Raw genomic sequence first — 26,483 nt, 5'->3', positions numbered from 1 at the left:
TCGTTTAATTCATGTGGCGCCGCGCCAGGTGAATCTTGTAGCGGGCCCGAATCCGATCATCTGCCGCACTGCTGACATGGGATGGATAATGCGAGCCCAGCAGCGATTTGGCCCGCTCTCGTGCCCTTTCCTGCATGTCCGCCTTACCGGCCTCTGACCAGGCGTCGGGGCTGTCACGGTCGCTGAGGGGTGGGTAGAAATAGTCGCGCTGCATCGCTGCCAGTGTCTGATCGCCGCCCAGGAAATGTCCTGCGCCGCGGATAGTTTGTTCAATTGCATCCAGATCCAGGGTATTGCTGTTGACCTCGACCCCGCGAATGATGCGGTGGACAGACCCCAAAATGTCGTTGTCGATCACGAAACCTTCGAAAGACACGCCAAGAAGGCTGCCAAACATGCCGGCGGATTCGTAGATCAGATTTCCTCCGGCCAGCCCAGCCGCCAATACAGTGAGTCCCTTTTCGTACCCGGCCTGCGCGTCCGGAAGTTTGGAATCCGTCATCGAAGCCGCCACGCCGGAAACAAGGCCGAGGGCATTCGTCAATTGGGCCGACGCGGCATTCAGAACAGCCATCTCGGCACTGCCGCCGGAAAACGCACCGGTACGCAAATCCACCACGAAGGGCCAGTTCGAGAAGATCACCGGATGCCCCGGCTTCAACAGATCGATCAAAACCAGTGCGGCCAGTGTTTCCGCAAGCGACTGGGCCAGCATACCGGCAAGCGGGGCCGGAGCTGTTGCTCCGGATTGCGCTGCGATGATGGTGTTCACCGGCATATTATGGCGCAGTGCTGCGATGGCCACGTCCACGGCATCTTCGCCATAGCGCATGGGCGAGATGATCGGTGAAATATGTGCCTTGCAAAACGGCCGGCGGGCAAATGCACCCGGTTCGCCGAGGATCATGTCGAACATCTCGACACATGCATCCACATGGCTTCCAAAGCTGAAGCTGTTCCCGATCGGCTTTGTGGTGCCGCTGGCGATGGCGTAGGCCGTATTGATGTCCAGGTCAAAGATATCGGGCACATCCGTGGCGACGCAGCAACGCGTAAACCAGCAGATATTGTCCAACTGGTCGGCCAAGCGCGCGAAATCATACAGGTCTCGCAGGGTCGATGGCCGATAATTGCCGCTGTTCAGATCCAGCGTCTGCACCGCCGCGCCTCCGGTGCCAAAGCGAACATCCTGTTGTTTTACCTCGAAGTCATGGCGCGGGTCCTGACCGTACAGAGTGACCGATTTTGGTGTCGCCGCAATGATGTCCTCGACGAAATCCCGCGAGTAGAGCACACGCCCCTCGTCATCGATTCGGCATCCACGCGCTTTGGCGAGCCGTTTGACCGGATCGGGAACGTCGCCAATGCCGACCGTGGCCAACAAAGCGAACGCTGCATCGGTGATTTGTCGGCATTGGCTATCCGTCAGCGGGCGGTACTGGCCGCCGGGCAAGCCGGACGGTGCCGCATTCGGCACCTCGTCGCCCGGATTCAGACGCGAGGCGATCCGTGCCGCGCGCCCGCCCGAGCGACTTCTTCGCGCCTCCTTACTCGTCATGCCAGCCCCCTCGGAATCCTGTTTTCTGGGTCAAAAAGACACGGAACGCACACAACAGCCTGAGCAGGATTGCCGATTAGCAAAACTTCCAGTTCCGTGTCTTTGCCCGCATGTTCGGGCTCGACATAGGCCATGGCAAGGTTCTTTCCTACGCGATGCCCCCATCCTGCAGAGGTTATCGAGCCCACGGGGCGGCCTTGAACAAAGACCCCTTCGCCGGGCTGTGCCGGCGCGTCCGCGCTGCTGAGTTCAAGTAGAACCCGCTCTTTCCTGTTTCCGGCATCCATTTGCGCCCCCAGCCCGGTCTTTCCCGGAAAGTCCTTTTTCATATCCACAAAACGACCCAAACCAGCTTCGACCGGGTTGAACTCGGTGATGAAGTCGCCCTTCCAGTGACCATATCCCTTTTCCAACCGCATCGAGTCTATCGCGTACATGCCAAAGTGGGAAAGGTTCAATTCCGCACCCGCACGTGTCAGAATCTCGTAGGCCGCGTAAAGCTGATTGTTGGGTATATGCAGCTCGAAAGCCTGCTCGCCGGAATAGCTGATGGCGATTGCCAGCGCTTCAACGTGGCCGATGAATATGTTCTGCGCCGTCAGCCACGGGAAATCCTGCTGGCCGAAGCGGCTGCGCGGAGACACCGACGCCAATAGCTGGCGGGTCTTCGGCCCGGCTATGACCAGCATGGTATGCGTGTTGGTTCGGCTTTCAATGCGAATGTCTGAACCTTCGGGCAGATGCTCGGTGAGCCAATCCAGGTCGTGATATTCTGCCGTGGCGGCAGAACCATAAAAGATATCGCCGTTTTGGAACGGGACGATGGTGGCCTCACCCGCGATGTTTCCTTTCGGCGTCAGAAAATAACAAAGACTGGCTTTTCCGGTCCTGCCTGATACGGGCGAACATGTCAGGCTGCTCAGCCATTCCACAGCGCCATTGCCACTGATCCGGCAATGATTGAAGCCGGAAAGCTCGGCCAACCCAACACCATTTCGCAGCATCTCAATTTCCGATGCCACAACATCGTGCCAGTTCTGAAAGGCATAGCCGTGGCTTTCCTTGAATTCAGCTTCCGGCTTGTAGAAATTCGTGCGTTCCCAACCGTTGACTACGCCAAATTCCGCCCCTTGCGCCTTCAATACCGGATAGAGCGGAGAAGTCTTTGCGGGGCGTCCGGCCGGGCGATGTTCATGCGGCAGATGCCATCGGAACTCGTTCTGGTAATCCTCAATGGATTTCAGCGCGGTGTACTCTGTATTGGCAAAGCTTGTGATCCGGCGCGGGTCCAGTTGCCAACTGTCCCATTCGGTTTCGCCATGAACCATCATCTGCGCGATCATTTTGCCATAGCCGCCCCCTTCGCCGATGCCGACCCGCAATCCATTCATCGACCAGCAGTTTCGCAACCCCGGTTGTTTGCCAACCAGGGGTCCTGCGTCCGAGGCATAGGATATCGGTCCGTTCACCACCGATTTGATGCCGACTTCCTTTAGACATGGCAGGCGGTCAAAGATCGGTTCCATTTTGGGCAAGAGCCGATCCAGATCATCCGGGCAAAGCGCGTTGACGAAGTCCGGGTCGATCCCATCCATGCCGAACGTCTTGCAATCGTGCTCGTAGATGCCGACCAACAGCCCTTTTTTCTCCTGACGCATGTAGAAGGTATCGCGCGGGCACCGCACCATCGGAACCCGGTCCGGGCGGTCTACAAGATCCGGAATATCCTCGGTCACGAAGTACATGTGCTCCATGGCGATGACCGGGTATTCAATGCCCATCAGCGCGCCGACCTCATTCACCCGATACCCAGCCGCAATCACGATGTGTTCGGCGGTGATAGATCCCTTGTCCGTTGTCACGCACCATTCACCGGTCGGAAGCTGCCGCAACCCCGTCACCGGAGTGTTGCGGTAAATGCTGGCCCCGGCCTTGCGTGATCGGGCCGCCAACGCCTGACACAGTTGTGCTGGGTCGATGTCGCCGTCCTTTTCGTCCCACATCGCCGCAAGCACGCCGTCTACGTTCAAAAGCGGATTGCGGCGCTGTGCTTCGGCTGCGTCGAGCAAATCGAACTCTAGTCCCAGCCCCTTGGCCACGGAAATGATGTGGTGCACCTCGTCCAGATGCGTTTGGTTCGTCAAAAGGCGCATGCCACCTGTGGCATAGTGGTAGTTGATCGGATAGGCGGGATCATCGGCCAGTTCCTTGTAGAGCTTGATCGTGTAGTCACGCAGCAAGAGCAGCAACTGGTTGAACGCCACACTTGGACACTGCGCCGCCGAATGCCAGGTGGTGCCAGAGGTCAGTTCGTTGCGTTCCAGCAGGACGGCATCCGTCCAACCTTCCTGCGTCAAATGGTACAGCGCCGACAATCCCCCGACACCGCCACCGACGATGACAACCCGTGCGTGGCTTTGCATCCCAACCTCCCTGGGCTTTGTAAACGGCACGACTATTGGCTCAATTCTATTTTTTGAGAATCTGAAAAATTGAAATTCTAAAATCGAAAAAACTGAATTGAGAGACGTGGTGGATACCAGCCTCAATGCCCTTCGCTACTTCATGGCTGCTGTGACATGCGGCAGCATCACCGATACGACACCGAGTCGACCCATTCGCCGTTGATATTGAACTTGTCGGTTTTCGCATAGGACATCAGTCTTCTCCACTGAAAGGAACCAACGGGGCGCGATCCACCCAATGCGTTGGAATTACTTGCTTTTGTAAGTGATCTAGGCTTTGCAGGCGTGGTCCTTGATCTCCCAAACACCAAGGCTCATGGCCAAAAAATAGACCATGTCGCCGGCGTCGATCTCGGTTACATTGCCCTGTTCGTCCGTATACGTGCACGAGCCTGGAGTGAAATAGCACATCTCGGCATCCTTGATTTTCGGCGCCATTTGCCGGGAGTGCAGGACCAGACGCCAACCTCGGATCCGTCGTCGTTTTCCGCCAGGGTCAGTCCACCCAGCAACGACGGTTCGCTGTCGATGGGTTCCGGCACGGGGCCCCAGTCTTCCAGTTGATTGTCGGGGATATCAGGCAGGTTTTGCAGGTTCAGAACGCCCATAGCGCTCCTTTGGCAAGGTCAGAGGTTGTCTTTCAGGTTGTACCAGGTGAAGGCCAGCGGCAGAGAAGCGCGCCGCCATGGTCCCAGCTCGAACCGGCGCATCGACCGCTTCATCAGATCAGGATGTGGCAGGCGTGTTCGGCCAAGCGCCATGTCGGCAATCAAGGCGCCCGCATACGGCGCCATGGTCACTCCGCCACCGTGATATCCCAGCGCCGCCCACGCGTTGCCCAGCCCCGGAACCGCACCGGCGAAGGGCACCAGATTGCGGGTCATACAGATCAGGCCCGACCAGAAATGCGCCGTTTCCACATGCCGCCATTCCGGGAACATCCGTTCGAAATCCGCACGTGCTTTGGCCTCGGTTGCCTTGATGTTGGTCTCGGTCACACGCACCGAGCCGCGCAGGCCCAGCAGCATCCGTTTGTCCGGCAGCAGCCGGAAGTAGTGCAGCAACGTGCGCGAGTCGCAGACCATCTGCTTGCTCCACCACCCCTGCGCCTGGATTTCATCATCGCTCATCGGACGAGTGACCAGAATGTTGGACTGCACCGGCAGGTAACGGCCTGCAAACGCGCGGGGCAGATCGTCCGAGGAATAGCCGTTTGTTGCAATCAGCAGCTTTTTCGCGCGCACGATCCCTTTGGGCGTATGCAATACGTGGCCGTTGTCCTGGGCAATTCGGGTGACGGCGGAATGCGCGAACATACGCACCCCGGCGGCTTCAGCCTGCCGGGTCAAACCCAGCACAAATTTCATCGGGTTCAGCGCGAAACCTATGGGCAGATGTACCGCACCGTAGAAATCGGGGCTGTTCAGGCCATGATCGACCATCTCTTCCTGGCGCACGAATTCGTAGGGCAGCCCGTATCGGCTCGTGTATTCCTGCCCGTATTCCTTCAACCCTTCGATCGCATCCGCGCGATGGGCCACATAGGTATAGCCTTTGGAGTGGCGGTCCACATCCAGTTCGAAACGATCCAGATATTCCTCGACAAGATCAACCGAAGCGCGTTCCGCATCGAAAAACACCCGCGCGTCCGCTGCGCCGTATTTCCTGACGATGTCGTCATCTTCCAGCTTGGCACTACCGACGGATACCAGCCCGCCATTGCGCCCGGACGCGCCCCAACCTGGCCCCTGTGCATCCAGCAGCACTACATCAGCCCCGGCCTCGGCCAGTGTCAGGGCGGCAGACAATCCGGTATAACCGCCACCGATGATGGCAAATTCACATTCGGTCTCGCCGGTCTGGGCCGGATAGTCCGGCGGGGGCGTATCAACAGTGCTGTCCCAATACCGGTCGCGGATCGGGCGGTCGCCATAGGCCAGCGGTTCGTAGAGTCTTTTCATCGGACATCACCCGCGTCTGAATCGGGCGCGGGCACCGCCCCATCCGAAGCGTAAGGTTTCAGAAGCTGACAGATCGCCGACAACACACGATCAGGTGGCGGGGTTGTCGTACCTACGTGCACCATCGACAGATATCCCCACAGAATCGACGACACGCCACAGTAGATTGTCTCGATCTGTTCGGCCGGCCTGCCCGCGCAGACCTCGCCGACCAATCGTCGCAATGTTTGCGTGTGGGTCAGGTCGTCCGGCCCCATGATTTCCCCATAAATCTCAGTGCCCTCGCGCAATCCCCAGAAGGCAAACCAGACTGCGATGGCACGGGGGTTTTCAGAAGCGTGCTGCAACTCCATTTCGGCCATCCGCAACAGCCGTTCCAGCGGGTCGCCCCGCTCATCCTTGCACAGCGCCTGCCATTCCTCCTCGTAAGGTTCGCAAAGCTGTCTGAGGACGGCGGCAAACAGGTTCTTCTTGGACTTGAAATGCACGATGACAAGTGACTGGGACACGCCGCAACGCTCGGCCACACGCCCGACTGTTGTGCCGCCGAGACCGAATTCCGCGATGCAATCAACGGCGGCGTCCAGAATACGCGAGCGTGTTTCCTCGCCTCGTTTGATCCGCCCATCCGGTTTCGTAACTGCCGCACACATTTTATAACTAACCGTCCATTTAGTTTTCTACCAAAACCCGGCGCGGAAGGCACCGGGCACCCTTGTCAGAGTTTGTCGCGCAGGCTGAACCACAACATAGCCAGAATCAGCAAAGGAGTTCGAAGCATCGGTCCGCCCGGGAAGGTCTTGGTCGGAACTTTTGCCATGATGTCAAAGCGTTCCGCCTGACCGGCGATCGTTTCCGCAGCAATCTGACCCGACAGAGTGGCCAGCGCCACCCCCGCGCCTGAAAAGCCGGAAAGCGTCAGGATGTTGCCTGACATCCGCTCGTAATGCGGCATTCGGTTCATAGTGATGCCCAGAGTTCCCCCCCAGGCATGCTCGATCTCGATGTCCTTGAGCTGTGGGAAAATCTCCGCCATCGGCTTGCGCACGGCCGACGCAATATCTGCCGGAAACTTGTAGCCATAGCTTTCCGTACCGCCAAACAGAAGGCGATGATCGTCCGAGAACCGGAAATAGTTGATCACGAATTTGCTGTCCGCAACCGCATAGTTGTTGCGAATGATCTCTTCCTGTGCCGCCGCGCTCATCGGTGCGGTCGAGACAATGAAGTTGTTGATGGGCATCACCCGCTGCGCCACATGCTTGTGCATCGTACCCAAATAGCCGTTACAGCCCAGCACAACATAACGTGCCTTGACGCTGGCGTTACCGGTCTTGACGATAGCGGGATCGCCTTCGATGATCCCGGTGACTTTCGACTGTTCAAAAATCCGGACACCGGAATTTACCGCCAGACGCGCCAGACCGAGCACCAGTTCGAACGGGTTTACATGCCCGGCCCCCATATCCAGCGTACCGCCAAAATAGGCCGGCGAGTTGACCAGATGCCTGCACTCGTCCTTGTCCAGAAGACGAACCTTGTCATATCCGTACTTCTTGGACATGTGTTCGACATAGTGAACATTGTGCTTGTGATACCGTTCCTTGTGAACCGTGTGAATCACGCCGTCGTGAAACTCGGTCCGGACTTCCGGCTTCTGCGTGAGCGTGCGCACCAGATCGACGGCCTGCGCGCCGATGTCCCACAACTGGCGCGCATGCTCGTCTCCGACCATGTCCTCAAGGTCTTCCTGATCGACCCGCTGGCCCATGCTGACCTGACCGCCATTCCGACCCGATGCGCCAAAGCCGACGCGCTGCGCGTCCAGCACGATCACGTCATAACCGCGCTGCGCCAGGTGATAAGCGGCTGAAAGCCCGGTGAAGCCAGCCCCAACAACGCACACGTCGCATTCCAGCGAACCTTGCGCTTTTGGAAACGGGTCCAGGGTTTCGGCAATATTTGCATAGTACGAGTCCGGGTATTCGCCCGGGCGGTCGTTGGCAGTCAGCAGGTCCATATTTTACTCTTTTGTCAGGCTGCTTCGAACATGCCTTCAGAGCGGATCTGCTCCAGGCATTCATCAAGCGATTTTCGGGCGCGTTCGATCAGGATATCGATTTCGGCCGGCGTTATGGTCAGCGGCGGCGAAATGATCATCCGGTCTCCGACATGGCGCATGATTACATTGTTGGCAAAGCAATGCTCGCGGCAAATGTAGCCCACGGTACCCGCATCCGAAGCAAACGTCGCGCGCGCCGCCTTGTCCGGTGTCAGCGCGATCGAGGCCATCATGCCGACGATCTTCGCTTCGCCCACAAGCGGATGATCCGCCAGCGCTTCCCATTTTTCCTTGAGATACGGCGCGGCCACGTTTTGAACGTGATCGATGATACCGTCCTCTTCGAGAATACGCAGGTTTTCCAGCGCCACGGCACAAGCAACCGGATGGCCCGAGTAGGTGTAACCGTGATTGAACTCGGTCCCGTCCAGAACTTTCGCCACTTCATCTGAAACGATCGACGCACCGATCGGCGCGTAACCCGAACTGAGGCCCTTGGCCACGGTCATGATGTCTGGCTGAATGCCCAGGGTCTGCGATCCAAACCAGTTGCCGGTCCGGCCAAAGCCGCAGATCACCTCATCCGCGATCAGCAGAATGTCGTATTTCTTGCAGATCCGCTGAATTTCCGGCCAGTAGGTCGCGGGCGGAACGATCACGCCTCCGGCACCCTGAATCGGCTCGCCGAAGAAGGCCGCGACCCTGTCGGGGCCCACTTCCTTGATCTTCTCCTCAAGCTGACGCGCACGTTCCAACCCGAATTCTTCAGGACTCGTGTCGCCGCCTTCGGCCCACCAGTGCGGCTGATCAATGAACTCGATACCCGGAATCGGCAGCGAACCCTGCCCGTGCATGCCCTTCATTCCACCCAGCGAAGTGCCGCCGATGGTCGAACCGTGATAGGCGTTCCAGCGCGAGATGATAACGTCGCGTTCGGGTTGCCCTTTTTCGGCCCAGTAAGTGCGCACAAGACGGATGTTCGTGTCGTTGGCGTCCGAGCCGCCATTGGCAAAAAACACGTGGTTCAGATCACCGGGCGCCAGTTCGGCAAGCTTTTTGGCCAGCATCAACGCCGGCACATGCGTAGTCTGGAAGAAGGTGTTGTAATACGGCAGCTCTTTCATCTGCCGGGCAGCGACCTCGGCCAGTTCATCCCGGCCGTACCCGATATTTACACACCAAAGACCCGCCATTCCGTCAAGAATTTCAGTGCCTTCACTATCCCTCAGCCAAACGCCTTTCGCGCTGGTGATGACCCGAGCACCTTTTTCATTCAGCTCGTTACCCTTGGTGAAGGGATGAAGGTGGTGGGCGGCGTCCATTGCCTGCAATTCGGCTGTGGGCAGGTGGTTTGCAAGTGTTGTCATAATCGCCTCTCTTTCAGACGTTCAAAAGAAGGTGCTGGCGTTCCCAGGGTGAGATTTCGCGCTGGTATTCCTCGTTTTCCGCGCGCTTGATGTCGGCGAAAAGGCGGCAGAACTCCTCGCCCAGAACCGAACGAATCTCGGTTGCCTCGTCGAACTGGTCGAGCGCCTCGCGCAAGCTTGCGGGCAACGGTTCTTCTGCTTCCCAGACCTCTTCCCTGGCTTCCGCACGCGGTTCGACCTTGTTCATCATCCCCAGATATCCGCAGGCCAGCGACGCCGCGATGGCGATGTAGGGGTTGCAGTCCATGCCGATAACCCTGTTTTCCAGCCGGCGCGCGGCCGGGCCGGAATGGGGCACGCGCAACCCGGTGGTGCGATTGTCGCCGGCCCATTCCAGGTTCGCGGGCGCGCTTTGGCCCTCGACCGTGATCCGGCGGTAGGAATTGACGTAGGGCGCCAGCAACGGAACGATCTGCATCATGTATTTCTGCGAACCACCGATGAACCAGCGGAACAGATCCGCTGCCGAGCCATCCTCGTTCGAAAAGATATTCTTGCCGGTCTCAATCTCGACGATGCTTTGATGAACATGCATGGCACTGCCGGGCTCATCACGGATGGGCTTGGCCATGAACGTAGCAAATACCCCGTTCTTCAGCGCCGCCTCACGGATCGTGCGCTTGAAATAGAACACCTGGTCCGCCAGATGCACAGGGTCGCCATGCATCAGGTTGATCTCGATCTGACCGGCGCCGCCTTCCTGAATGACGGTATCGATCTCCAGCCCCTGCACCTCGGCATAGTCGTAGATGGTGTCGATGACCGGTCCATATTCATCGACCGCAGCCATCGAATAGACCTGACGGCTGGCGCCTTTTCGTCCGGTGCGTCCCAGCGGCGGTTCGATCGGCTCGTTAGGGTCCAGGTTCGGTTTGGTCAGGTAAAACTCCAGCTCGGGGGCAACGACCGGCTTCCAGCCCTTGTCACGATAGGCGCGCACCACGCGTTGCAGAACTGTGCGTGGCGCAATCGCCAACGGGCTTCCATCGCGGTTGAACATGTCGCAGATCACCTGGACAGACAGATCATCAGCCCAGGGGACGGCACAGGCCGTGTTCATGTCCGGCCTCAGAACTATGTCCTTCTCAAGCCATTGGCCTTCGATTTCCATATCGACGTACTCGCCGGAAATCGTCTGATAAAACAGCGATATAGGCAGCGCCAACTCTGCATCGGGGTCGAACTTCGTTGAAGGCATTGCCTTGCCGCGCGATGTTCCAGCCAAATCGGGAACGATGCATTCGACCTCGTCCACGCGGCGCCCCTGCGCGTATGCCACGAACTCTTCCGACAAGTTCTCCAGCCAGTTCATGCCGATCGCCTTTTCCATAAATTCCTCCGGGCCGCCACATTGGGCGTGTCATTTGCTCAGCGGATTTTGATCAAATTTTGTCACATAGTCAATCGCCGCTCCGAAGATAATACTTTTGATGCAGTATTTCACTTTGTCACAAGAGTCTGATGGACAAATTCCATACCCTGGCGAATGTCCTCCTCAAATGCCGAACGAACTTTTTCCACGTCGCCCTCACGCAATGCATTGGTCGCTTCACGGTGCTGGTCTTTCAGATTGGCGGTCCCGAATCGGCCACAAACCACACGCAGGGACGGCCCCATCTGCAACCAAAGGGACTCGGCGATCCGTTGCAAGATTTCAGCGTTTGCAAAGGAGTATAACGTGAAGTGGAACTGATAGTTTGCCTCGAGGTAGCTACGTATATCGCCCACTTCGATAGCCGTATTCACTTTGGCATCGATTCGCTCAAGCTCTTCAACATCTTCAAGATTGACCTGCCTGGCCCCCATCGCGGCAAGATCTGGCTCAATCGCTTTTCGAACCATATCAATTTGGCTTAAACGATGCCCGGTCATCGCAGGCACTTCCACGCGGCGGTTTTCGAGCGTCACCAACGCACCCTCAGCAGTCAGGCGTCGAATCGCCTCTCTCACCGGAGTGACGCCGGACCCGATTGATTCTGCCAGTCCGTGTATGGTGAGAGGTTGACCAGGTACGAATTCCCCGAACAGAATCTTTTCTTTTACTCGAACATAGATAGTTTCGTGCTCTGGCCGCTTGCCAACTAACCGGTTCATTTTTCTCCTTTCCTCAGGTCGCATTTGACGCAGCCGGAACCTAACGGATTGTCAAAAGTTTATCAAATTTCCGCGTGGGGATTGCAAAGAATCATTTTTTGATCAAAAGTGCCGGTGAGGCAAATCAGACCTGAGGGAGGAATGAATGCTCAACAAGAAATCAACCACTGTCATTGCGGCCCTGTTGATGACGGCTCAAGCCGCATGGTCCGAGGAAGTTCGCGTCTATAACTGGTCGGACTACATTGACGAAGAATTGCTGGCAAAATTCGAAGAAGAAACCGGCATTGATCTCATCTACGACGTTTTTGACAGCAACGAGGTTCTGGAGACCAAGCTGCTCGCCGGCCAGTCGGGCTACGATGTCGTCGTACCTTCGGCGACATTCCTGCAGCGTCAAATCGCTGCCGGAGTGTTCCAGCCCTTGGACAAGTCGAAGCTGCCGAATTCCGAGCATTTGTGGGACGTCATTCAGGACCGCACCGCAGGATATGACCCAGAGAACGCTTATTCCGTGAACTATATGTGGGGCACGACAGGTATTGGAGCCAATTTGCCCAAGGTCAAGGAAGTGCTTGGCGAAGACGCACCGGTGGATTCGCTAGAGTTGGTTTTCAACCCCGAATACATGGAAAAGCTGACCGAGTGCGGGGTTTACATTCTGGACGCTCCCGGCGAGGTAATCCCCGCCGCGCTGAAATTCATTGGTGAGAACCCAGATGCCCAGGATGTCGAGACCATTCAGAAAGCCGAACCTGTACTAAGCGCGGTGCGCCCGTTCGTGAAAAAATTCCATAGCTCAGAATACATTTCTGCACTGGCCAACGGCGACATCTGCGTCGCCTTCGGCTGGTCCGGTGACATTCTTCAGGCCCGCGACCGTGCCGCCGAAGCCGACAACGGGGTTGAAATCGTCTATAACCCAGTCAAGGAAGGCTCGTTGATGTGGTTCGATCAGATGGCAATTCCTGCCGATGCTCCGAACCCGGAAGCGGCCCATGCTTTTATTAACTTCATCATCAACCCCGAGAACATCGCCGCTGCATCTAACTATGTCTACTTCGCCAACGGGGTTAAGACGGAAAACCAAGAGCTGAACGAAGATGTGATCGGCGACACCGCAATTTACCCTGACGAAGCCACATTGAACAACCTGTACACAACCAACCCGTGGCCTCCCAAAACGCAGCGTGCTGCAACCCGGCTGTGGACTAAGGTTAAATCTGGTACTTAATCTCAGCTTACGCTCAAATTGGACCGCCCGGCCCGAATACGGGCCGGGCGGCTTCCGTAAGGAGGGACTAAACATGAACCAACCGGCAAGTGTATCTGACTTCGCACCCTGGACGAATCCGGAAGAAACGCCGCTGATTTCGTTTAAATCGGTGACCAAGAAGTTCGGCTCATTCACCGCGATCAACAACATTGACCTGGACATTTACAGCAAGGAGTTTTTTGCGCTGCTGGGCCCCTCGGGCTGCGGCAAGACGACTCTGATGCGGATGCTCGGCGGCTTTGAAACTCCAACCGAAGGCGTAATTACGATCGACGGCCAGGACATGGTCAACGTCCCTCCGAACAAGCGCGCCGTGAACATGATGTTTCAAAGCTACGCGCTGTTTCCACACCTGTCTGTCTGGGACAACATCGCGTTCGGGTTAAAACGCGACAAGATGGCCAAGGACAAGGTCGCCGCCCGCGTCGAGGAGATGCTGAGCCTCGTTCAGCTCGACAAGTTCGCGCAGCGCAAACCGCACCAGATTTCCGGCGGACAAAGGCAACGGGTCGCGCTGGCCCGGTCGCTGGCCAAGGCACCCAAACTGCTGCTGCTGGACGAACCGCTTGGCGCGCTGGACAAAAAGCTGCGTCAGGACACGCAGTTCGAACTGATGGACATTCAGGAAAAGACCGGCACCACCTTTGTGATCGTGACTCACGACCAGGAAGAGGCGATGACCGTCGCCAGCCGTATTGCGGTTATGGATCATGGCGAGCTGATCCAGGTCGAAACCCCGGACCGTATTTACGAGAATCCGAACTCGGTTTACGTGGCAGACTTCATCGGCGATGTGAACCTGATCGAGGGCAACACAAAACCCCGCGGCGACGGCAAGACAGAGCTGTACTGGTCCGAAGGCCAGGCGCCCCTGGTCGCGGAATGCCCACATGCACCAAACGTCGAAGCGCGCTGCACATTTGCAATACGCCCCGAGAAGGTATCAATCAGCAAAGAGCGCCCGTCCGACCGGACCAATGTCGTACAGGGCACGATTCACGACATCGCCTATCTGGGTAATATCTCGACCTACAAGGTCGAATTGCCCAACGGTGTCATGGTCAAGGCACAAACTGCCAACAATCGCCGTGTCGCCCGACGGGATCTGACCTGGGACGACAAGGTGTGGCTGTCCTGGACCGAGACCGCCGGCATCGTGCTGGACCGGTAACGGGAGACAGTCATGAACTATAGGCGTTTCTTTCTCATAGCCGTGCCATACATGTGGCTGCTGATCCTGTTCCTGATCCCGTTCGGGATCGTTCTCAAGATCTCGCTGTCCGACACGGCCCTTGCAATCCCACCCTACACTCCAACATTGGATCTGGCGGGCGGCTGGAGCTCGATAAAAGAGTTCTTCTCGCAGCTCGATCTGGAAAACTACGTCTTTCTGACGACCGACGACCTGTACTGGAAAAGCTACCTGTCCAGTCTTCGGATCGCGATTTTGTCGACGTTCCTGTGCCTGTTGGTCGGATTTCCCATTGCTTACGGAATGGCAAATGCCCCAGACGAATGGCGCCCGACCCTGATGATGCTGGTAATCCTGCCGTTCTGGACCAGCTTTCTGATCCGTGTCTATTCATGGATGGGAATTCTCAGCCAGGAAGGTCTGCTGAATCAGTTTCTCATGTGGCTGGGGATCATCGGTGAACCGCTGACAATCCTCAACACCAACTGGGCCGTCTATATCGGTATCGTCTACACCTATTGCCCATTCATGATCCTGCCGATTTATTCGACGCTGGAGAAACTGGACGGATCGCTGCTAGAGGCCGGTGAAGACCTTGGATGCTCGCGCATATCGGCATTTTGGCTGATCACCGTTCCGCTGTCTAAATCCGGTATCATCGCGGGATGCTTCCTCGTATTCATTCCCGCGTTGGGTGAATTCGTCATACCGTCGCTGCTGGGCGGGTCCGGAACGCTCATGATCGGCAAGGTCCTGTTCGAAGAGTTCTTCTCGAACCGCGACTGGCCTGTTGCAAGTGCGGTGGCGATCGTTCTGCTGATGATCCTGATCATCCCCATCGTTCTTTATCAACGCAATGAACAGAAGATGATGGAGGCCGAGAGATGAGGCGTTTAACCTGGTTCAACGCAACCTCGCTCACGCTTGGGTTCGCGTTTCTCTATCTGCCGATGATCATACTGATCATCTACAGCTTCAACGAATCCCGGCTTGTGACGGTTTGGGGCGGTTTCTCGACCAAATGGTATGGCGAACTGGTCAAGAACGAGGCGTTTCTTGATGCTGCGGTCGTGACTCTGAAGGTTGCGTTCGCCTCGTCCATCGCAGCAACGGTTCTGGGAACGATGGCTGCTTACGTTCTGGTGCGCGGAGGCCGGTTTTTCGGCCGCACACTGTTTTCCGGAATGATCTACGCACCACTCGTGATGCCCGAAGTAATCACGGGCCTGTCCTTGTTGTTGCTGTTCATCTCGATCGGTTTGGACCGCGGCATCCTGACCATCGTTCTGGCGCACACGACGTTTTCGATGTGTTACGTTTCGGTGGTGGTCAGCTCACGTCTGGTCAGCTTTGACCGCTCGGTCGAAGAGGCCGCTCTGGACCTGGGCTGCACGCCGTTCGATGCGTTCAAGTCGGTAACGCTTCCGATCATCGCGCCAGCCGTGATTTCGGGTTGGCTGTTGGCATTGACCTTGTCGCTTGACGATCTGGTCATCGCATCCTTCGTGGCAGGCCCGTCGTCCACCACCCTGCCGATCAAGATCTTCAGCTCGGTCCGATTGGGCGTCAGCCCCGAGATCAATGCGCTGTCAACAATTCTGATCGGACTGGTCACTATCGGTACAATCAGCGCTTCGCTGTTAAGCAAAAGCGCCGTCAAAAAACGTCAGAGAGAAGAACAGATGGCGGAGCAAATGGCATGAGTTTTGCCAGAGAATACGACGACTATTGCCGGCTCCACGGCATTCCGGACAGGATCGAGCTGCTGCTTTGCGATATCAATGCGGTCCTGCGTGGCAAGTGGCTGCCCGGCGATGGTGTCGAAAAACTGGAAAAGGGGGCAGTTCGTCTGCCCCTGTCCACCTACGCGCCCGCCATCATGGGAAACGAGGTCGAAAACACCGGTCTTGGCATCGAAGTGGGCGACCCCGACGGTATTCTGATGCCGATCGAAGGTACTCTGCACCCTGTCCCATGGCTGCCGGGCAACGTGGCGCAGGTTCTGGTCGAAATGACCGACATGCAAGGTGTAATCAGTCCGCAATCCCCGCGCGAGATGCTGCGCGCAGTGTGGAACAGGTTCAGCGAAAAGGGCTGGCGCCCGGTCGTTGCGACCGAGCTGGAATTCTACATCGTCCGGGCACGGGGCGAGCGCAGCGAGGCCCCCCAGCCTCCCGCCTTCAGCCCGGACGCCCAGAATTACGACATGGAGCTTCTCGCGCGGCGCGAAGTCATCCTGAACGACATCCTGTCCGCGAGTGCCGCGCAAGGTTTGGCGACCGATACTCTGATCGCCGAATATGGCCCCGGGCAATTCGAGATCAACTTTCACCACACCGACGACGTGCTGGCAGCGGCCGAAACCGCGCTCATGTTCCGTCGTCTGGTCCGCGGGGTTGTCGCCAGCCACGGGTACGAGGCCACGTTCATGGCCAAACCCTATCTGGATCGCCCCGGCAGCGGCATGCATGTGCACGCCTCGGTGATCGACAAGGACGGTAACAACGTTTTCGCCCCCGCGGACGGGGAGGAAATTGCACAGACCCTTCAAAACGCGGTGTCGGGCGTTCTGGACACCATGCGCGATCTGCAGGCGATCTTCGCACCTCATGGCAACTCTTATCGGCGCTTCAGGCCGAACAGTTTTGCCCCCGCGACACCGGATTGGGGGCTGGACAACCGCGCGGCCTCGGTACGTTTGCCCGAGACCAAGGGCCCGGCGGCACGGCTGGAACACCGGATCAGCGGTGCCGACACCAACCCGTATCTGGCTCTGGCCGCCATACTTGGCGGAATGATGCACGGGCTGGAAAACGCACCGGCGTTACAACTGCCACTGGACGACCCCGCCTGTCAGCCGGCCAAACCGTTGGATCACGATTGGCACTCGGCCGTGGATCGTTTCGCTTCTGCGCCGATCGCCGAGGAGATCTTCGGTGACTACCGGAGCCTTTATGCAATCGTGAAACGGGACGAGATCTCCGCGATCCTAGATCCGATTACTCCGGCAGAGTACAAATATTATCTCAGTAGGATCTGACCATGCGATTGTTCGAAGACATGGCCTATGGCCCGGCCCCGATCGCAGACAGTTTCTGGTCGACAACACTCGAATGCCCGGACTATCCGGCACTGGCCGGCGCGGCAAGCTGCGACACCGCCGTCATCGGCGCAGGCTTCACCGGGCTAAATGCGGCGCTGGAACTGGTGCGCGGCGGTCAGGACGTCGTAGTTTTGGAAGCCCAACAACCGGGCTGGGGTGCCTCAGGCCGCAATGGCGGATTCTGCTGCATCGGCGGCTCCAAAACGGGGCTAAGTGATTTGTCTCGGCATGTGGGACGAGAAAACGCACTTGAATACCTGCGAGCGGAACGCGACGCCGTGGGGTTCGTGCGGGACAGGCTGGACGCACATGGAATCGACGCGGATACCCATTCCCACGGCGAAACCCAACTGGCGCATTCACAACGCTCCGCCGATGAAATGCGAGAAGAGATCGCCGAGTATCGCGAGATCTATGGTGCCGAGCCCGAGTTTCTGCCGCAGGAGGCATTAGCCGAAAACGGCCTGAACAGTGCGGAATTTTTTGGCGCGCTGACCACGCCCATTGGCTTTGCCCTGAACCCGTTGAAATATGCCGCCGGATTGGCGCGCGTGACTGCAAACGAAGGCGTTCGCATCTTCGGCAACAGCGCCGTGACCGAGATGACGCGTGCAGACGATGGTCGCCATCTGCTGAAGACACCGCAGGGCGAACTTCGCGCAAAGAACATCGTGGTGGCAACAAACGGTTATAGTTCAGAAAACCTGCCGTCATGGCTGCGCGGGCGGTATCTGCCTGTACAATCGGGAATCATCACCACCCGACCGATGACCGAGGATGAGCTCAATGCACAGGGATGGACCAGCCGTCAGATGTGTTTCGACAGCCGCCACCTTGTACATTACTTTCGACTGCTTCCGGACAACAGAATGCTTTTCGGCCTGCGCGCGGCGTCTCGAACCACAGCGCAAAGCGAGGCCGAAACCAAAGCGCGCGCGCGCGCCGATTTCGACCGGATATTCCCGGCATGGCAACACGTCGAAACCGCCCACTACTGGTCTGGCCTTTTGAGTCTGGCCAGAAACCGGACACCCTATGCCGGACCGATCCCCGGCCTTGACCGGGCATGGGCGGCGCTTTGCTATCACGGCAACGGCGTCGCGTTGGGCAGTTATGCCGGCGCGATGATTGCGGCCCAGATTTTGAATAAGGGGGTAAATACCCCGCATGTTATGACCCTACCCATGCGCAAGTTTGAGCTTGGGCGCTGGCGGCGCGCACTACTACCGCTTGTCTATGCGTGGTACGGGTTTCAGGACTGGAGAGCATGATGAGCAACCAGAAAATCCGTGTGGGCATCCTTGAGACAGGTCGCCCGCCCGAGGAACTCGCCGCTGACCACGGAGATTACCCGGGCATGGTGCGCCAATGGCTGAAAGGGCTCGACGCCGAGTTTTCGACCTTTCCAGTCCTGGACGAAGTATTCCCGAGCGGACCCGAAGACGCCGATCTGTGGGTGATTACAGGATCGAAATTCGGCGCCTACGAAGATCATGCCTGGATTCCGCCGCTCGAACAGTTCATTCGCGACGCACGCGATGACGGCAGGTTGATGTTCGGAATCTGCTTTGGGCATCAAATCATCGCACAAGCCTTGGGCGGCGTCGTGCGAAAATCCGAAAAGGGTTGGGGACTTGGCGTGCACGAGTACCCCACAACCGACGACTGGCCTTCGAACCTGGGTGAAGCGCCCGAAAAAATCGCAATTCAGGCCTATCATCAGGATCAGGTCGAAGAAAAACCCGAAGGCGCAGTGACGATTGCTTCGACCGATTTCTGCGAACAGGGCGCGTTGTGGTATCCGGGCTTTGCCATCACGGTTCAAGGGCACCCTGAGTTCGGCAAGCCCTATGCAAGCGCCCTGTTGGAGAACCGCCGCGGCAGCGTACTGCGGGACGAAGACGTGGATCAGGGCCAACGCAACATGGCGATCGAGGACAATCGCTCGGTTCTGGCCGATCTGGTACGGGATTATCTGTTGAAACAGAAGGCGCCTGCGTAATGGTTCAGGCACCGAACAAGGGGCGACTTGCGCTCTATGGAACCGAAGACTCGGTCTATGTCTGGATCGCCCGGCTGGCACTTCACGAGCGCGCTCTGCCCTATGATTTTATTGAAATGGATCCGTTCGACCCGCCATTGCCCGAAAGCTATCTGGCAATGCACCCGTTCGGCCGGATTCCGACGCTGGTTCACGATGATTTTGTCCTGTACGAGGCGCAGGCGATCACGCGCTACCTTGACCAGACATTTGATGGTAATTCCTTGATACCCAAAGACAATCGGGCGGCGGCGCGAATGACGCAAGTCATGTCTTTGATGGACGACTACGCGGTCGGGCCGATCATCGCCAAGGTCGTGACAGAACGACTGTTCTCGCCGCTGGAAGGAGAGCAACCGGACGAAGCCGCGATTGCCGACGGTTTGCGGGGGGCAGAGCGCGCGCTTGGGGCGTTGCAGGCGATTGTGAACGAGGGCCTGATCCTGAACCAAAAATCAGTGACGCTGGCCGATTTGTATCTGGGCCCGTTCCTAGGGTATTTCGTGATGACGCTGGAAGGCGCTGAAATGCTGAAGCGGTTCCCGCCCTTGGCACAGTGGTTCGACTGGTTTTCGGCCCGCCCGACGATGGAGGCAACGAATCCGGGACCACCCTCGGCGGCGGACGAATGATACGCGCTCTGACAAAGGCGGTGGCCGCGCTGCTGCTGTCGTCTTTTTTCAGCGGTGCGCAGGCGCAAGTGCCTGTCGACATCGAGCTGGTCATTGCCATCGACACGTCGGTCAGCGTTTCCGATCAGGAATTTGCCCTGCAACTTCTGGGCGTGGCCGACGCACTGCGCGGCCCGCATGTGCAGGCGGCCATCGCTGCCATGCCAGACGGCCTTGCGATAACCGTCATGGAATGGAGCTATGGCCATCTCAATCGCCCCGTTCTGCCCTGGTTTCACCTGCGCACTGCCGCCGATGCGCTCTATGTCGCGGACCAGGTCGAACGGATCGAGCGGAAAGGTGGCGGCCGCGCCACGGCTATTGGCGAAGCCATCCAGCGCGCAACCGAATTGCTGAACGAAAACGCATATACTGGGCTATTTCGCAAAATCGACATATCGGGAGACGCCCGCAACAATTCCGGTGTGCACCCCTTGCTGCCGCGGCAATACGCGATTGATCAGGGCATCACCATCAATGGTCTCGCGATCCTGAGCAGCGACAGGGAACTTGGCGCCTATTACGCGACATTCGTCGCGGGCGGCGCAGGTTCGTTCGTCATGGCCATCACTGAAACGGACAGCGTGCGGCATGCAATGCGCCGAAAGCTGGAGCGCGAATTGCAGCTGCAACTGTCATGGCAGGAACCGACACAGAGGATTGTCGAAGTCCGGTTCGATCCGACCGCCACTCAGTGAAGCTTGAGCTGCGGCCGTACCCTTTTCATGGCCTGGCTCAACAGGCTCCGAAGCGCGGCGCGCCAGCTTCCCTGAACAGCCGATTCATGAGCGTAATGCAGATAGCGGTAGGCGCGGCGGGCCATCCAACCTTCTATTGTCATCGTTCCAAGCGCCTTGCCCATCAGTGAGCCCACAGCCGAATAGTTGCTGATCGCAACCAGCGAGCCACGATCGACATACTGGAAATCCTCCAATGGCTTTCCCTGAATCAGGCGGCGCAATTGCTCCTCCATGAACTCGGCCTGCTGCGCGGCCACCTGAGCACGCGGCGGCAAGGAGGTTCCCTTCTCAGGCCACAGGCATTCAGCACAATCACCTATGGCGAAAACGGAATCGTGGTTCACGGTTTGTAAGGTCGGTCGGGTGCGAATCCGCCCCAACGACCCGATCTCGAAAGCACGCAGGTCGTCGAGAATTGCAGGCGCCTTGATCCCAGCCGCCCAGATCATCAGCTCAGCCGGGACAAAACCGCCACCCTTCAACCTGACCCCATCCGCCACTGCTTCTTCGACCATGGAGGACAGTCGCAGGTCTATGTCGATGCCGCCGAGTTTCCTGGCGACCTTTTCCGACACTGTTTCGGGCAGGGCCGCAACCAGACGATCCGCCGCCTCGATCAGCGTGATGTTGACTGACGATGGATCGCGCAGTTTGTCAATTCCATTTCGGGCAAACTGCTCCGTGGCTTCTCGGAGTTCGGCCGCAAGTTCGACCCCGGTCGCACCGCCGCCGATGATACAGATGTTCAGTTTGGATACGGCATCACCCAACGCCCCGGTCTCCAGTCGCAGGCACAGGTTCAGCAGCTCGGCCTGCATCTTTTTGGCCTGTTTCGGCGTGTCGAGAAACATGCAGTTCTCAGCCACACCCTTGCAGCCGAAATCATTGGACCGGCTGCCGATAGCCATGACCAGATAGTCGAAATGCAGCGTTCGTTGCGGTGCCAGCAGTTTCTGCGCACTGTCTCGAACCGGATCCAAAAGAACGGTTTTTGCCTCCAGATTCAGGGCGCTCAGTCGCCCCAGCCGGAAATTGTACCCATTGCGGTTGGAGTGTTCGAGGAAACTGATTTCATCCTCGTTACCTTTGGTGCCGGCGGCAAACTCGTGCAGCGATGGTTTCCACATGTGCGTCAGGTTTTCGTCCACCAGAGTCACTTCAGCCTGGCCACGACGCCCCAATGACCGGCTGAGGCGGGTTGCAAGGTTCAACCCGCCTGCGCCGCCCCCGATGATCACGATATGCGGTTTGGTTTCCGTTCGCATCGTACCTCCAGCCGGCGGCGCGACGGCCACCGAAAATTTCCGACTTTACATGCTGCGTTTGGGATCAGGCGGCTTCAAATGCCGCGTAGACCTTGCGAACCGGCGTTACGGATTCCCAGGTCCCGACGAAACCCGCCGGAATAACAAAGGCATCGCCTTGATAGAAGGTCCAGATTTCGCCGTCCTTGTTTTCGATCGTCGCGGTTCCCTCGACCAGAATACACAGCTCGTTTTCGCTGTAATTCACATTCAGTTTGCAAGGCTCACTGGACCACTGCCCCACATTGAATTGTTCGGTGGTGTCGGAAAAGGCGTTCCATAGGCATGTCGCAGCCTTGCCGGAAATCAGTTTTTCCGCCGCGATGTCGCTTTCGATCAACGGTGCTGAACGGTCCACTCGGGTGATGGTTTTTGTGCTCATTTGATGGGAGACTCCAAAAAAGAACGGCCCGGCCATGCGCCGGGCCAAGTTGGGGATTTATTGGATCTTGCGAAGTGCAGCCCTGACAATTTCGATCAACTCGTCTATCTGGGCGTCCGAGATGATCAGCGGCGGCGAAAGGGCGATAATGTCACCGGTCACACGGATCAACGCCCCCTTTTCGAAACACTCGGTGAACACGTCGTAAGCGCGTGCGCCGGGTGCCCCATCGCGCGAGGACAGCTCGATTCCCCCGATAAGTCCAAGGTTGCGGATGTCGATCACGTTTGGTTCGTCTTTCAGCGAATGAACGGCGTCCTGCCACTTGGCGTCCAGTTCAGCGGCCCGGGTCAACAACCCGTCCTTTTCGTAGATGTCGAGAACCGCCAGACCGGCCGCACACGCAATCGGGTGCCCGGAATAGGTGTAGCCGTGGAACAGTTCGATCATGTTTTCCGGGCCTTGCATGAACGCATCATGCACATGCTTCTGGGCAAAGACCGCGCCCATGGGCACCACGCCGTTGGTCAGACCCTTGGCGGTGGTGAACAGGTCTGGCGTCACCCCGAAATACTGCGATGCGAACGGAGCGCCCAAGCGGCCAAATCCGGTAATAACTTCGTCGAAAATCAACAGAATCCCGTGTTTAGTGCAAATCTCGCGCAGGCGTTCCAGATACCCCTTGGGTGGCACAAGCACACCGGTCGAACCGGCTACCGGTTCCACGATGCAGGCCGCGATGGTTTCCGCGCCGTGCAGAGCGACAATCCGCTCCAGATCCTCGGCCAGGTCGGCACCGTGTTCGGGTTGCCCCTTGGCAAAGGCATTTTCCGGCAGGTGCGTATGCCGCAGGTGGTCGACACCGGTCAGCATACCGCCGAAATGGCGGCGGTTGTTGACGATCCCGCCCACCGAAATGCCGCCAAAGCCAACACCGTGATATCCGCGCTCGCGCCCGATCAGACGCGTGCGCGATCCTTCACCCCGCGCGCGGTGATAGGCAAGCGCGATCTTGAGCGCCGTGTCCACCGATTCCGAGCCCGAGCCTGTGTAGAAAACATGATCGAACCCATCGGGCGCCAACGCCTTGAGGCGATCAGCGAACTGGAACGCAAGATCGTGGCTGATATTGAAACTCGGCGCATAATCCATCTCGCTCAACTGGCGGTGAACGGCGTCCGCAACTTCGGTATAACCGTGACCAGCGTTACAGCACCACAAACCGGCTGTGCCGTCGATGATCTCGCGCCCATCGTCTGTCGTGTAATGCATGCCCTTGGCGCCGGACAGGATTTTCGGAGCTGCTTTGAATTGACGGTTTGCCGTGAACGGCATCCAATAGGCGTCCAGATTTCGGTTCTGAAGGTTCATTTTATCCTCGTGTTGCTGTCGTCACAGCGCTTTTTTCAAGTGGTAGGATTTCGGGCGGGTCAGGGAGTTGTAGCCCAACACCGACAAGGTAGTGCCCCGCCCCGTATTCTTACAGCCGGTCCAGCACACGGCCGGATCCAGGTAGTCGCACCGGTTCATGAAAACGGTGCCCGTTTCGATTTGGGCGCCGATCTCGGCGGCGCGCCCGGCATCCTGCGTCCAAAGGCTGGCAGTCAAGCCAAACTCGCTGTCGTTCATCAACGCAATGGCTTCTTCATCCGACGACACTTTCATGATGCCGACAACCGGACCGAAGCTCTCGTCGCGCATCACCCGCATGTCGTGGGTCACATTCACCAAAATCTGCGGTGCCAGATAGGCGCCGCCATCATCCGCCGGGAAGTTTGCCGAATCGATCAGAGCGGTTGCGCCATCGGCGACAGCTTCACTGATTTGGTCACGCACTTCCTGTGCAAAGCGGACATTGGCCATCGGACCAACGGTCGTGCCGTCTTCAAGCGGATTGCCCAGATTCAGTTTGTTCACCTCGGCCACGGCCTTTTCGACGAACTCATCGAACTTGCTTTCGTGGACATAGACCCGTTCGATCCCGCAGCAGCACTGCCCGGCATTGAAGAACGCGCCATCCATCAGCGTGGCAACAGCGGCGTCCACGTTGGCGTCTTCCATCACATAGGCCGGGTCCTTGCCGCCCAGTTCGGTGCCGACACCGGTAAACGTTCCTGCGGCCGCGCGCTCCATCGCCTGGCCGCCACCGACCGAGCCGGTGAAGTTGACGAAGCCGAAATGCCCCTCGCCAATCAGTTCCGACGTGGTGCCATGATCGAAAAAGACATTTTGCAACACGTCTGCCGGGAACCCGACTTCATCAAACGCCTTCACGATCCGCTCGCCCGCAATAAGGGTTTGGGCCGCATGTTTCATGATCACCGTATTGCCGGCGATAAGCGCAGGCACCAGCGAGTTGATCGTGGTCAGAAACGGGTAGTTCCACGGCGCGACGATAAAAACAACGCCCACCGGTTCCTTTTCGATCCGGCGTTCAAATTTGTCGCTGTCTTCGGTCACAATGGGTTTGAGCGCCTCTTCGGCAATCTCCGCCATATACGTCGCGCGCTCGATACAACCATTGAATTCGAAGAACTGAGCCTTTGGTCGACCCATCATCATGGCGACCTCTTCGGCGGCTTCCTCGCGGTGCGTGGCAAGCTGATGGATTGCCTTCATGACCAGATCGCGGCGTTCGGCCAAAGGCCGCGCAGCCCAGGCCTTTCCAGCCGCCTTGCTACGTTCGATACGCGCTAGAGCTTCGTCCTTGGACATGGCCTGGCGGGTTACGTACACCTCGCCGTTAATCGGAGATACGCATTTGATATCAGACACTGTTCAGGTCTCCCCTGCGGGTCAGCGCAGTTTTTCCTTGAGTTTGTAGTACATCATTCCCACCGCGATCGCCTGACTGCCAAGCGACCGGGTAAATGGCAGCCTCATATGGCGGACGTTTTCGTACACCAGATAATCCGCCATATCGCCGGTAATTGCCTCGGCCATGATCTCGCCCAGAATATGTGTCAGCGCGATGCCGTGGCCCGAATATCCCTGCACGTAGAACACGTTTTCGCTGATCTTCCCGACCTGCGGAATACGGTTGATGACGATCCCGTCGATCCCCGCCCAGCTGAATTCGATATCGACGCCCTTAAGGCGCGGAAAGGTCCGCTCCATCGCCGGGCGCAGTTCGGCTCCGATATCCTTGCTGTCACGGCCCGAATAATTGGTGCCGCCGCCAAACATCAGGCGGTGATCGGCTGTACAACGATAGTAGTCCAGCACAAAGCGGCAATCGTAAACGGCAAGATTGTATGGATTGATCTTGCGCGCGACTTCCTCTCCCAATTGAGCGGTGGCCATGTTGGCCAGCGACGCCGGGAACAGCTTGCCCGCAAGTTTCTTCTGCTCGAGAAAGTGATAGGCGTTGCCTGCAATCAGAACCCTGTCAGCCGTGACCCGGCCTTGTTTGGTGAACAGCGTGGGACGATGCCCGTGTTCAATCCTCGTCACCTGCGAGTCCTCGAACACTTTTGCACCCAGTGATTCAGCCGCACGCGCCTCGCCGACGCACAGGTCCATGGAATGGACGTGCATATTGCGCCGGTTTAGCAACGCGCCGCAGTAGATCTCGGTCTCAAGATAATTCGGGATGTCCTTGCCGTCGACCAGTTCGAGTTCGCCACCCATCCCGCGGTTTTGCGCCTCTTCATGGATCGTCTTCAACTCTTCCATGTGGGCGGGCTTCATCGCGGTCTGCAAGTGGCCGAAATTCAGGTCACATTCGATACCGTATTTCTCGATCCGACTCCTGATGATGTCATGGCCCCGCCAGCGTGTTTGCCAGACGACGTCGTCCGCTTCATCGCCGACGGTACGCCGGAACTCGCGCGCCATGGCGATGTCGCCTGACAGGCTACCCGTAATCTGCCCGCCATTCCGCCCGGTCGCGCCCCAACCGATTTTCCTTGCCTCAAGCAACGCAACTTTCTTGCCACGTTCAGCAAGCTCAACGGCAGTCGCAACGCCGCTGAAACCACCACCAACGATGGCGACATCCACATCCAGGTTTTCTGCCAACCTGGCAAAGCCCTTCGTGTCGCGGGCCGTTGCTGCATAGTAGGAGTTTGCGTGCATCCGGATTCCTTTTTGATCAAATTTATTCGGAAGGCAGACGTAACGCAAGCATTCGTTTAAACTTCGCCTACTTGCTTGTTATTACGTATTTTCTTTTGAGTTTAGCGTTCCACTGCCAAATCTGATCATC

At 57.8% G+C, this 26,483-nt stretch carries 23 protein-coding genes; 9 read left to right on the top strand and 14 right to left on the bottom strand.

The annotated features are described in order from the left end of the window. Nucleotides 1-4 precede the first annotated feature (4 nt). From AC2TDJ_RS09580 to AC2TDJ_RS09540, 9 genes are all read right to left on the bottom strand, one after another. Nucleotides 5-1,558 (bottom strand): trimethylamine methyltransferase family protein, encoded by a 1,554-nt coding sequence (locus AC2TDJ_RS09580; RefSeq protein WP_480841593.1) that lies wholly within the window; start codon nt 1,556-1,558, stop codon nt 5-7. Further along, entirely contained in the window at nt 1,555-3,981 is a 2,427-nt protein-coding gene (locus AC2TDJ_RS09575) for a GcvT family protein (RefSeq protein WP_480841591.1), read from the bottom strand. Before AC2TDJ_RS09575 ends, AC2TDJ_RS09580 begins: the two co-directional genes overlap by 4 nt. 312 nt (nt 3,982-4,293) lie before the next feature. Further along, a complete protein-coding gene (locus tag AC2TDJ_RS09570; protein WP_480841589.1) occupies nt 4,294-4,461 on the bottom strand; it encodes a cupin domain-containing protein in 168 nt (55 codons plus the stop codon). Between the two features lie 188 nt (nt 4,462-4,649). Beyond that, nucleotides 4,650-5,984: an NAD(P)/FAD-dependent oxidoreductase gene (locus tag AC2TDJ_RS09565; protein WP_480841587.1), complete on the bottom strand. Its 1,335-nt coding sequence runs from the start codon at nt 5,982-5,984 to the stop codon at nt 4,650-4,652. Further along, nucleotides 5,981-6,637, bottom strand: a complete 657-nt coding sequence (locus AC2TDJ_RS09560; protein WP_480841585.1) for a TetR/AcrR family transcriptional regulator — start codon at nt 6,635-6,637, stop codon at nt 5,981-5,983. Before AC2TDJ_RS09560 ends, AC2TDJ_RS09565 begins: the two co-directional genes overlap by 4 nt. A 65-nt stretch (nt 6,638-6,702) precedes the next feature. Next, complete coding sequence (locus AC2TDJ_RS09555) at nt 6,703-8,004, bottom strand: NAD(P)/FAD-dependent oxidoreductase (RefSeq protein WP_480841583.1); 1,302 nt, start codon at nt 8,002-8,004, stop codon at nt 6,703-6,705. A gap of 14 nt (nt 8,005-8,018) precedes the next feature. Beyond that, nucleotides 8,019-9,413 (bottom strand): aspartate aminotransferase family protein, encoded by a 1,395-nt coding sequence (locus AC2TDJ_RS09550; RefSeq protein ID WP_480841581.1) that lies wholly within the window; start codon nt 9,411-9,413, stop codon nt 8,019-8,021. Between the two features lie 13 nt (nt 9,414-9,426). Next, entirely contained in the window at nt 9,427-10,803 is a 1,377-nt protein-coding gene (locus tag AC2TDJ_RS09545) for a glutamine synthetase family protein (RefSeq protein ID WP_480841579.1), read from the bottom strand. 110 nt (nt 10,804-10,913) lie between these two features. Then, a complete protein-coding gene (locus AC2TDJ_RS09540; RefSeq protein WP_480841577.1) occupies nt 10,914-11,567 on the bottom strand; it encodes a GntR family transcriptional regulator in 654 nt (217 codons plus the stop codon). Between the two features lie 145 nt (nt 11,568-11,712). On the opposite strand from AC2TDJ_RS09540, the gene AC2TDJ_RS09535 reads away from it, so the two are divergent. From AC2TDJ_RS09535 to AC2TDJ_RS09495, 9 genes are all read left to right on the top strand, one after another. Continuing rightward, on the top strand, nt 11,713-12,801 hold the full coding sequence (locus AC2TDJ_RS09535) for a polyamine ABC transporter substrate-binding protein (protein ID WP_480841575.1): 1,089 nt from the start codon (nt 11,713-11,715) through the stop codon (nt 12,799-12,801). Between the two features lie 73 nt (nt 12,802-12,874). Beyond that, nucleotides 12,875-14,014 carry an ABC transporter ATP-binding protein gene (locus AC2TDJ_RS09530; protein ID WP_480841573.1) on the top strand — a complete coding sequence of 380 codons (1,140 nt, stop codon included), beginning with the start codon at nt 12,875-12,877 and terminating at the stop codon, nt 14,012-14,014. A gap of 12 nt (nt 14,015-14,026) precedes the next feature. Next, complete coding sequence (locus tag AC2TDJ_RS09525; protein ID WP_480841571.1) at nt 14,027-14,923, top strand: ABC transporter permease subunit; 897 nt, start codon at nt 14,027-14,029, stop codon at nt 14,921-14,923. After that, nucleotides 14,920-15,738: an ABC transporter permease gene (locus AC2TDJ_RS09520; RefSeq protein ID WP_480841569.1), complete on the top strand. Its 819-nt coding sequence runs from the start codon at nt 14,920-14,922 to the stop codon at nt 15,736-15,738. Before AC2TDJ_RS09525 ends, AC2TDJ_RS09520 begins: the two co-directional genes overlap by 4 nt. Then, the gene (locus tag AC2TDJ_RS09515) at nt 15,735-17,075 is read left to right on the top strand and encodes a glutamine synthetase family protein (RefSeq protein WP_480841567.1); all 1,341 of its coding nucleotides are present in this window, start codon (nt 15,735-15,737) and stop codon (nt 17,073-17,075) included. The genes AC2TDJ_RS09520 and AC2TDJ_RS09515 overlap by 4 nt, the downstream gene beginning before the upstream one ends. Before the next feature lie 2 nt (nt 17,076-17,077). Further along, nucleotides 17,078-18,409: an NAD(P)/FAD-dependent oxidoreductase gene (locus AC2TDJ_RS09510; protein WP_480841565.1), complete on the top strand. Its 1,332-nt coding sequence runs from the start codon at nt 17,078-17,080 to the stop codon at nt 18,407-18,409. Continuing rightward, nucleotides 18,409-19,140: a type 1 glutamine amidotransferase gene (locus AC2TDJ_RS09505; RefSeq protein WP_480841563.1), complete on the top strand. Its 732-nt coding sequence runs from the start codon at nt 18,409-18,411 to the stop codon at nt 19,138-19,140. The genes AC2TDJ_RS09510 and AC2TDJ_RS09505 overlap by 1 nt, the downstream gene beginning before the upstream one ends. Then, nucleotides 19,140-19,811, top strand: coding sequence for a glutathione S-transferase family protein (locus AC2TDJ_RS09500; protein ID WP_480841561.1), 672 nt, complete (start codon nt 19,140-19,142; stop codon nt 19,809-19,811). The genes AC2TDJ_RS09505 and AC2TDJ_RS09500 overlap by 1 nt, the downstream gene beginning before the upstream one ends. Beyond that, nucleotides 19,808-20,548, top strand: a complete 741-nt coding sequence (locus AC2TDJ_RS09495) for a DUF1194 domain-containing protein (RefSeq protein WP_480841559.1) — start codon at nt 19,808-19,810, stop codon at nt 20,546-20,548. Before AC2TDJ_RS09500 ends, AC2TDJ_RS09495 begins: the two co-directional genes overlap by 4 nt. Here AC2TDJ_RS09495 and AC2TDJ_RS09490 read toward each other — a convergent pair. The 5 genes from AC2TDJ_RS09490 to AC2TDJ_RS09470 form a co-directional block, all read right to left on the bottom strand. Then, entirely contained in the window at nt 20,542-21,855 is a 1,314-nt protein-coding gene (locus AC2TDJ_RS09490) for an NAD(P)/FAD-dependent oxidoreductase (protein ID WP_480841557.1), read from the bottom strand. The genes AC2TDJ_RS09495 and AC2TDJ_RS09490 overlap by 7 nt on opposite strands. A 64-nt stretch (nt 21,856-21,919) precedes the next feature. Next, a complete protein-coding gene (locus AC2TDJ_RS09485; protein WP_480841555.1) occupies nt 21,920-22,276 on the bottom strand; it encodes a cupin domain-containing protein in 357 nt (118 codons plus the stop codon). Between the two features lie 57 nt (nt 22,277-22,333). Further along, nucleotides 22,334-23,647: an omega-aminotransferase AptA gene (gene aptA, locus AC2TDJ_RS09480; RefSeq protein WP_480841553.1), complete on the bottom strand. Its 1,314-nt coding sequence runs from the start codon at nt 23,645-23,647 to the stop codon at nt 22,334-22,336. A 21-nt stretch (nt 23,648-23,668) separates the two neighbouring features. Further along, nucleotides 23,669-25,051, bottom strand: coding sequence for an aldehyde dehydrogenase family protein (locus AC2TDJ_RS09475; RefSeq protein ID WP_480841551.1), 1,383 nt, complete (start codon nt 25,049-25,051; stop codon nt 23,669-23,671). Nucleotides 25,052-25,072: 21 nt separating this feature from the next. Beyond that, nucleotides 25,073-26,353 (bottom strand): NAD(P)/FAD-dependent oxidoreductase, encoded by a 1,281-nt coding sequence (locus AC2TDJ_RS09470; RefSeq protein ID WP_480841549.1) that lies wholly within the window; start codon nt 26,351-26,353, stop codon nt 25,073-25,075. Nucleotides 26,354-26,483 lie beyond the last annotated feature (130 nt).

It is taken from the genome of Ruegeria sp. HKCCD6647-2 (assembly GCF_057221075.1).
This window is presented reverse-complemented; position numbering and strand designations above follow the sequence as displayed.

What these genes read in the sequence shown, in the direction of transcription:
- AC2TDJ_RS09500 (WP_480841561.1), top strand. Translation starts at nt 19,140, where the DNA reads ATGGTTCAGGCACCGAACAAGGGGCGACTTGCGCTCTATGGAACCGAA.
- AC2TDJ_RS09570 (WP_480841589.1), bottom strand. Translation starts at nt 4,461, where the DNA reads ATGGCGCCGAAAATCAAGGATGCCGAGATGTGCTATTTCACTCCAGGC.
- AC2TDJ_RS09490 (WP_480841557.1), bottom strand. Translation starts at nt 21,855, where the DNA reads ATGCGAACGGAAACCAAACCGCATATCGTGATCATCGGGGGCGGCGCA.
- aptA (WP_480841553.1), bottom strand. Translation starts at nt 23,647, where the DNA reads ATGAACCTTCAGAACCGAAATCTGGACGCCTATTGGATGCCGTTCACG.
- AC2TDJ_RS09470 (WP_480841549.1), bottom strand. Translation starts at nt 26,353, where the DNA reads ATGCACGCAAACTCCTACTATGCAGCAACGGCCCGCGACACGAAGGGC.
- AC2TDJ_RS09510 (WP_480841565.1), top strand. Translation starts at nt 17,078, where the DNA reads ATGCGATTGTTCGAAGACATGGCCTATGGCCCGGCCCCGATCGCAGAC.
- AC2TDJ_RS09535 (WP_480841575.1), top strand. Translation starts at nt 11,713, where the DNA reads ATGCTCAACAAGAAATCAACCACTGTCATTGCGGCCCTGTTGATGACG.
- AC2TDJ_RS09580 (WP_480841593.1), bottom strand. Translation starts at nt 1,558, where the DNA reads ATGACGAGTAAGGAGGCGCGAAGAAGTCGCTCGGGCGGGCGCGCGGCA.
- AC2TDJ_RS09545 (WP_480841579.1), bottom strand. Translation starts at nt 10,803, where the DNA reads ATGGAAAAGGCGATCGGCATGAACTGGCTGGAGAACTTGTCGGAAGAG.
- AC2TDJ_RS09550 (WP_480841581.1), bottom strand. Translation starts at nt 9,413, where the DNA reads ATGACAACACTTGCAAACCACCTGCCCACAGCCGAATTGCAGGCAATG.
- AC2TDJ_RS09540 (WP_480841577.1), bottom strand. Translation starts at nt 11,567, where the DNA reads ATGAACCGGTTAGTTGGCAAGCGGCCAGAGCACGAAACTATCTATGTT.
- AC2TDJ_RS09530 (WP_480841573.1), top strand. Translation starts at nt 12,875, where the DNA reads ATGAACCAACCGGCAAGTGTATCTGACTTCGCACCCTGGACGAATCCG.
- AC2TDJ_RS09575 (WP_480841591.1), bottom strand. Translation starts at nt 3,981, where the DNA reads ATGCAAAGCCACGCACGGGTTGTCATCGTCGGTGGCGGTGTCGGGGGA.
- AC2TDJ_RS09560 (WP_480841585.1), bottom strand. Translation starts at nt 6,637, where the DNA reads ATGTGTGCGGCAGTTACGAAACCGGATGGGCGGATCAAACGAGGCGAG.
- AC2TDJ_RS09520 (WP_480841569.1), top strand. Translation starts at nt 14,920, where the DNA reads ATGAGGCGTTTAACCTGGTTCAACGCAACCTCGCTCACGCTTGGGTTC.
- AC2TDJ_RS09515 (WP_480841567.1), top strand. Translation starts at nt 15,735, where the DNA reads ATGAGTTTTGCCAGAGAATACGACGACTATTGCCGGCTCCACGGCATT.
- AC2TDJ_RS09525 (WP_480841571.1), top strand. Translation starts at nt 14,027, where the DNA reads ATGAACTATAGGCGTTTCTTTCTCATAGCCGTGCCATACATGTGGCTG.
- AC2TDJ_RS09495 (WP_480841559.1), top strand. Translation starts at nt 19,808, where the DNA reads ATGATACGCGCTCTGACAAAGGCGGTGGCCGCGCTGCTGCTGTCGTCT.
- AC2TDJ_RS09485 (WP_480841555.1), bottom strand. Translation starts at nt 22,276, where the DNA reads ATGAGCACAAAAACCATCACCCGAGTGGACCGTTCAGCACCGTTGATC.
- AC2TDJ_RS09505 (WP_480841563.1), top strand. Translation starts at nt 18,409, where the DNA reads ATGAGCAACCAGAAAATCCGTGTGGGCATCCTTGAGACAGGTCGCCCG.
- AC2TDJ_RS09555 (WP_480841583.1), bottom strand. Translation starts at nt 8,004, where the DNA reads ATGGACCTGCTGACTGCCAACGACCGCCCGGGCGAATACCCGGACTCG.
- AC2TDJ_RS09565 (WP_480841587.1), bottom strand. Translation starts at nt 5,984, where the DNA reads ATGAAAAGACTCTACGAACCGCTGGCCTATGGCGACCGCCCGATCCGC.